General features: G+C 51.7%; 7 protein-coding genes. 4 read left to right on the forward strand and 3 right to left on the reverse strand.

Annotated elements, in window-relative coordinates; genetic code table 11:
• Positions 1 to 197 (reverse strand): NAD(P)H-hydrate epimerase (locus AB5H98_RS12665; RefSeq protein ID WP_367926257.1); only part of this gene is annotated, 197 nt, incomplete at its 3' end.
• Between the two features lie 80 nt (positions 198 to 277).
• Here AB5H98_RS12665 and AB5H98_RS12670 point away from each other — a divergent pair.
• From AB5H98_RS12670 to AB5H98_RS12680, 3 genes are all read left to right on the forward strand, one after another.
• Entirely contained in the window at positions 278 to 745 is a 468-nt protein-coding gene (locus tag AB5H98_RS12670; protein ID WP_367926258.1) for an NUDIX domain-containing protein, read from the forward strand.
• Between the two features lie 69 nt (positions 746 to 814).
• Positions 815 to 1,159: a hypothetical protein gene (locus AB5H98_RS12675; protein ID WP_367926259.1), complete on the forward strand. Its 345-nt coding sequence runs from the start codon at positions 815 to 817 to the stop codon at positions 1,157 to 1,159.
• A 13-nt stretch (positions 1,160 to 1,172) separates the two neighbouring features.
• A complete protein-coding gene (locus tag AB5H98_RS12680; protein WP_367926260.1) occupies positions 1,173 to 1,469 on the forward strand; it encodes a DUF2089 family protein in 297 nt (98 codons plus the stop codon).
• 35 nt (positions 1,470 to 1,504) lie between these two features.
• Here the strand turns inward: AB5H98_RS12680 and AB5H98_RS12685 are convergent, their stop codons facing one another.
• Positions 1,505 to 2,662, reverse strand: a complete 1,158-nt coding sequence (locus tag AB5H98_RS12685; protein WP_367926261.1) for an alanyl-tRNA editing protein — start codon at positions 2,660 to 2,662, stop codon at positions 1,505 to 1,507.
• 164 nt (positions 2,663 to 2,826) lie between these two features.
• Between AB5H98_RS12685 and malQ the strand changes: the two genes are divergently transcribed.
• Positions 2,827 to 4,308: a 4-alpha-glucanotransferase gene (gene malQ / locus AB5H98_RS12690; RefSeq protein WP_367926262.1), complete on the forward strand. Its 1,482-nt coding sequence runs from the start codon at positions 2,827 to 2,829 to the stop codon at positions 4,306 to 4,308.
• A gap of 73 nt (positions 4,309 to 4,381) precedes the next feature.
• On the opposite strand, the gene AB5H98_RS12695 is transcribed toward malQ, so the two are convergent.
• Positions 4,382 to 4,809 (reverse strand): DUF4368 domain-containing protein (locus AB5H98_RS12695; RefSeq protein WP_367926263.1); only part of this gene is annotated, 428 nt, incomplete at its 5' end.

Consider the following 4,809-nt stretch of genomic DNA (forward strand, 5'->3'; position numbering starts at 1 on the left):
CGAGCCACTACAAATCCGTCTCCGCCGTTGTTGCCTTTGCCACAGAATACCGCCACCGTCCGGGCATCCGGCCACAATTCTTTGGCCAATTCAGCGGCCGCACGGCCTGCATTTTCCATCATGGTAAGATAGGATAATCCACCTGCATTGGCTGCTTGTTCGATTTGTTTCATTTGCGCCGCTGTCACCTGTTCCACGTACATCGACCTCCCTTATTTGAAAACAGTATACCACAAAGCCGTCCGGTGTGGTATGCTGATACAAAGGAGTGAGAAGCGTGAAAAATACGACGCTGTGTTATCTGGAACAAGATGGCTGCTATCTGATGTTGCACCGGGTAAAAAAGCAGCAGGACGAGAACGCCGGCAAGTGGATTGGCGTAGGCGGCAAATTTGAAGAGGGTGAGAGCCCGGACGATTGCGTGCGCCGGGAAGTGCGGGAAGAGACTGGCCTTTCGCTGGATGCAGTGCAGTTTCGGGGCATTGTTACGTTTGTGTCCGACACTTGGGGAACCGAGTACATGCATTTGTTTACGTCCTCCCGTTTTTCCGGGACACTGCACCCCTGCGACGAAGGAGAGCTTGCCTGGGTGCCGGTGGACCGCGTTCCGGAGTTGAACCTGTGGGAGGGCGACCGCATTTTTCTGGACCTTTTGACAAAGGATACGCCCTTTTTCTCGCTGAAGCTGGTGTACCGGGGCGATGCCTTGTGCGAGGCCATTTTAGACGGAAATAAAATTTTATGAAAAATAAAATTAAAGATTGACTTTAATAAAATTAAAGCGTATACTGAGACCAGAAAGGGGAGAGCAGAAATGGCGATGACGGCAAATATTTTGCTCCTTTTGGTAGTAATACCAATTGTTTTGATTGAAATTTTTGTGGCGTTGTGTTTCCTTGAGCGGGCACTGGCGCGGAAAAAGGCTTGGTGGCCAGGGTTGATTCTGCCGGGGCTGGCATTGTTGGGCGCGTTGTTTTTCAGTCTGAATTATTCGGCCAGTGCAGACAGCACCAGCGTGCTGATGCTGATAGGGTCCATCGGCGGAGTTTTTCTTTTGGCGAATCTGCCTACCTATATTTTTCTGCTGATTTACGGTGTGGTGCGCAGCAAGGACAAAAAGCGTCGGGAAATGGATAAAATGAATATCCAGGATCTGTAAGGGGGCGAAGACCATGCCGGTGGAAGTGATGCCTGAGTGGATGGCGGGGCTGGAAGAAGAGGATGTAGAGTTTATCCGCAAGTTTCTTTTGGCGTCGGGCAGCCTTAAGGAGATGGCCGGGGCGTACGGTGTCACCTATCCCACGGTGCGCCTGCGGCTGGACCGTCTGATTCAGAAAATTCGCCTATCGGAAGAGCAGGCAGCGGACCCCTATGTGGCGCTCATCAAACGGTTGGTTGTGGAGGACAAGCTGGATTTCGACACTGCGAAACTGTTGATCGGCCAATACCGTAAGACAAAGGAAGAATAAAAAAACCACCCGGTTTGAAACCGGGTGGTTTTTATTTACAGAGCTTGAAAATAGGCTTCAATGGCAGCGCGGGAAGCGTGCACCGTGCCCTGCGCCAATTCACCGCGGCCGCCGCCGCGCCCATTCAACGTTGCGTTCATGGAGCGGTTAAACTCGCTCACATCGCCGTCTTTGTCATACAGTGCGTAGGAGTAGCCTTCTTCGTCGTTGCCGGAAAAAGCTGCACACACGCCCGGGCACACTCTGCCCAAAGCGGTGCAAAGCCGACGCAGGCTGTCCGGCCGCAGATTTTCCTCAAAGACCACCGGCTGTTGGTTGCCGGCCATCTGCTGAGCTCGGCAGTCAAACAGCTCAGTCTCCAACCGAGCGATGCGCATTTTTAAATCTTCGGCCTCATTTTGCAAATGCTCCACCGCCGGAGCAATTTCGTTGACTTTGGCGCTCAAAAGATTGCTGATTTTGCTGGCATTCTCGCATTTGGCGGTGTAGTCTCGCAGAGCGCGCATGCCACATACAATCGACAGTCTGGTGCCACCTTTGTAGTTTTGAGCGCTGAGCACCTTCACGGCGCCTACCTCTGCGCAGCGAGCCACGTGCGTGCCGCAGCAAGCACAAAGATCCGCTCCTGCCGCATCGATAATGCGCACAGGACCTTGAATTTCTTTTTTGCTGCGATAGGGCATGTCCGCCAGTTCTTCCGGAGTGGGCCACAATACCTGCACGGGGCCATTTTGCCAAATCACCCAGTTTGCAGCCTGCTCGATTTCCTGTACATCTTGACAGCTCAGCGGACCAGATACATCTACCCGCACTACATCCGGACCGATGTGAAACCCGACATTGTCGTAACCGAATTGGGATTTGATCACACCACTGAGCAAGTGCTCACCGGTATGCTGCTGCATGTGGTCAAAGCGTCGCATCCAGTCTACGTCTCCCTGCACGGTCTCGCCCACACGCACCGGAGAAGCTGTGATATGTACCACTGTTCCGTTTTCTTCCCGTGCATCCAGCACATAGGCACCGCCCAGGGATCCGTGATCCGCGGGCTGTCCGCCTCCTTCCGGGTAAAAGGCGGTTTGGTCCAGCACTACGGCAAAGCGACCGTCGGGCAGCGGGGTACAGGAAAGCACCTTTGCACAGAACTGTGCAAGATAGGGCTCCTCATAATAAAGCTTTTTTGTCCCGTTCATGAAGGCCTCCTGTCTATGCTCATAACATGTATAATTCCCTAACATCATACCATAGCTCTTTGTGAAAAACACTAAAAAAAACGCTGATTTTTTGGCATAAAAATCCGGTTCTTTTCGTTTATAATGCTTATGTTGGATTTTAAAATCGCATAAGGAGGATATTCATGCGAGAAAGTGGCATTTTAATGCCGGTGGCCAGCCTGCCTGGACCTTTTGGAATCGGGACGCTGGGAAAACCGGCCTATGAATTTATTGACTTTTTGAAAAAAGCCCGGCAGGCGGTATGGCAAATTTTGCCGGTTTCGCCTACCGGTTTTGGAGATAGTCCTTATCAAAGTTGTTCGGCTTTTGCAGGCAATCCCTATTTTATTGATTTTGATTTGCTGCAAAAGGAAGGGCTTCTGAAAAAATCCGATTATGCGGGCCTTTGTTTTGGAAAGGCCGGTACGGTAGATTATGAGACCGTGGAAACTGTTCATTTCAACATACTGCGGAAAGCTTTTGCGAAGTTTTCTCAATGGTACCCGGACGATTACTATCACTTCTGCTACGAGCAAGGCTGGTGGCTGGAGGACTATGCCCTGTTCATGACAGCCAAAAAGCTGAACGGCGGTGTGCATTATCGTCAATGGCCGCAGGCGCAGCGGAATCACGAAAAAAGTGCCATTGATGCTCTGTATGCTCAATACGAAAGTGAAGTCCATTTTTGGAAATTCTGCCAGTATGAGTTTCAGCGTCAGTGGCGTGCGCTAAAGGCTTATGCGGAGAAACAAGGGGTACGTATTTTGGGAGATTTACCCATCTATGTCTCCGCAGATTCCGCGGATGTGTGGGCCAATCCTCAACTGTTTCAACTAGATGAGAAGGGCGTTCCCACAGCCGTGGCCGGCTGTCCGCCGGACTATTTTTCTGAGGACGGCCAGCTTTGGGGCAACCCGCTTTATGATTGGGACTATCATCGAAAGACCGGATATGAATGGTGGGTGCGCCGTATTCGATTCTCTTTGGAGCTTTACGACATGGTGCGCATTGACCATTTTCGTGGGTTTGACACTTACTATGCCATTCCTTATGGAGATGAAAATGCTCGAGGCGGAACTTGGCGAAACGGGCCAGGCATGGAGTTGTTCCGGGAAGTGGAAAGGCAAATGGGAAAGGCAGACATTGTGGCCGAAGATTTGGGCGAAATGTTTGACAGTGTGCGTTGCCTTTTGAAGGAAAGCGGATTTCCGGGGATGAAAGTGCTTCAGTTTGCTTTTGATCCCGGTAGCGACAGTGAGTATCTGCCTCACCGCTATCCGGAAAACTGCATTGCTTATCCTGGCACCCACGACAACACCACTCTGGCCGATTGGCTGCGGCATGGTCCCGCAAAAGAACGTCGCAAGGCAATTGCCTACTTGGGGCTGAACCGAGAAGAAGGCTACGTAGATGGCATGTTGCGAGGTGTGTTGGCAAGTCCCGCAAAATTGGCGATCATTCCAATGGCCGATTGGTTGGGCCTTGGTGCCGCGGGCCGTATCAACACTCCCTCTACCCTGGGCGGGAACAATTGGCGCTGGCGCTTAAAGGCCGACCAGCTCACCTTGGAACTTGCTAAAAAAATCCGTCAGAAAACGATTTTGTTCGGCAGAGCAAAAGAATAAAAGAAAGCCTCCCCGCAAGGCGCGCCCCCATAAGGAAGTAATTTAATTGTCGCAGGGCGGCATGGCTTAAAGGTCATGCCGCCCTGCCTTTTCTTTGCCGTTCCACGGCCTGATCGTCGCCCGGCAGGTTCACTTCTCCAATGAAGTTCCAGACCAGTTCGATCTTCTGCCTGCGGTGGCCGCTGGACGTATCCGGCGCATGGACGATGATCTTCTTTACAAACTCATTGACGATGGTGGGTGTCAGTTCCCGGATGCCCACATATTTCCGCACAATGGCTGCAAAGCTGGCAAAATCGGCTTGATCCTGTTCAAAGGTTTCTAACGCTTGTCGCCATGCCTTGACCTGCTCCGTCAGTTCCTTTTGTTCCGCTTCATAGTCGGCGGAGAGTTTCAAGAACCGTTCATGGCTGATCGTCCCGCTGATATCATCCTCATAGATGCGTTTGAAAATCCGGTCAAGTTCGGCAATGCGCTTTTCCGCTTGGGCAATTTCACGCT

The organism is uncultured Ruthenibacterium sp., from assembly GCF_963558415.1.
Classification (GTDB): Bacteria; Bacillota; Clostridia; order Oscillospirales; family Ruminococcaceae; genus Ruthenibacterium.

What these genes read in the sequence shown, in the direction of transcription:
- AB5H98_RS12675 (WP_367926259.1), top strand. Translation starts at nt 815, where the DNA reads ATGGCGATGACGGCAAATATTTTGCTCCTTTTGGTAGTAATACCAATT.
- AB5H98_RS12680 (WP_367926260.1), top strand. Translation starts at nt 1,173, where the DNA reads ATGCCGGTGGAAGTGATGCCTGAGTGGATGGCGGGGCTGGAAGAAGAG.
- AB5H98_RS12685 (WP_367926261.1), bottom strand. Translation starts at nt 2,662, where the DNA reads ATGAACGGGACAAAAAAGCTTTATTATGAGGAGCCCTATCTTGCACAG.
- malQ (WP_367926262.1), top strand. Translation starts at nt 2,827, where the DNA reads ATGCGAGAAAGTGGCATTTTAATGCCGGTGGCCAGCCTGCCTGGACCT.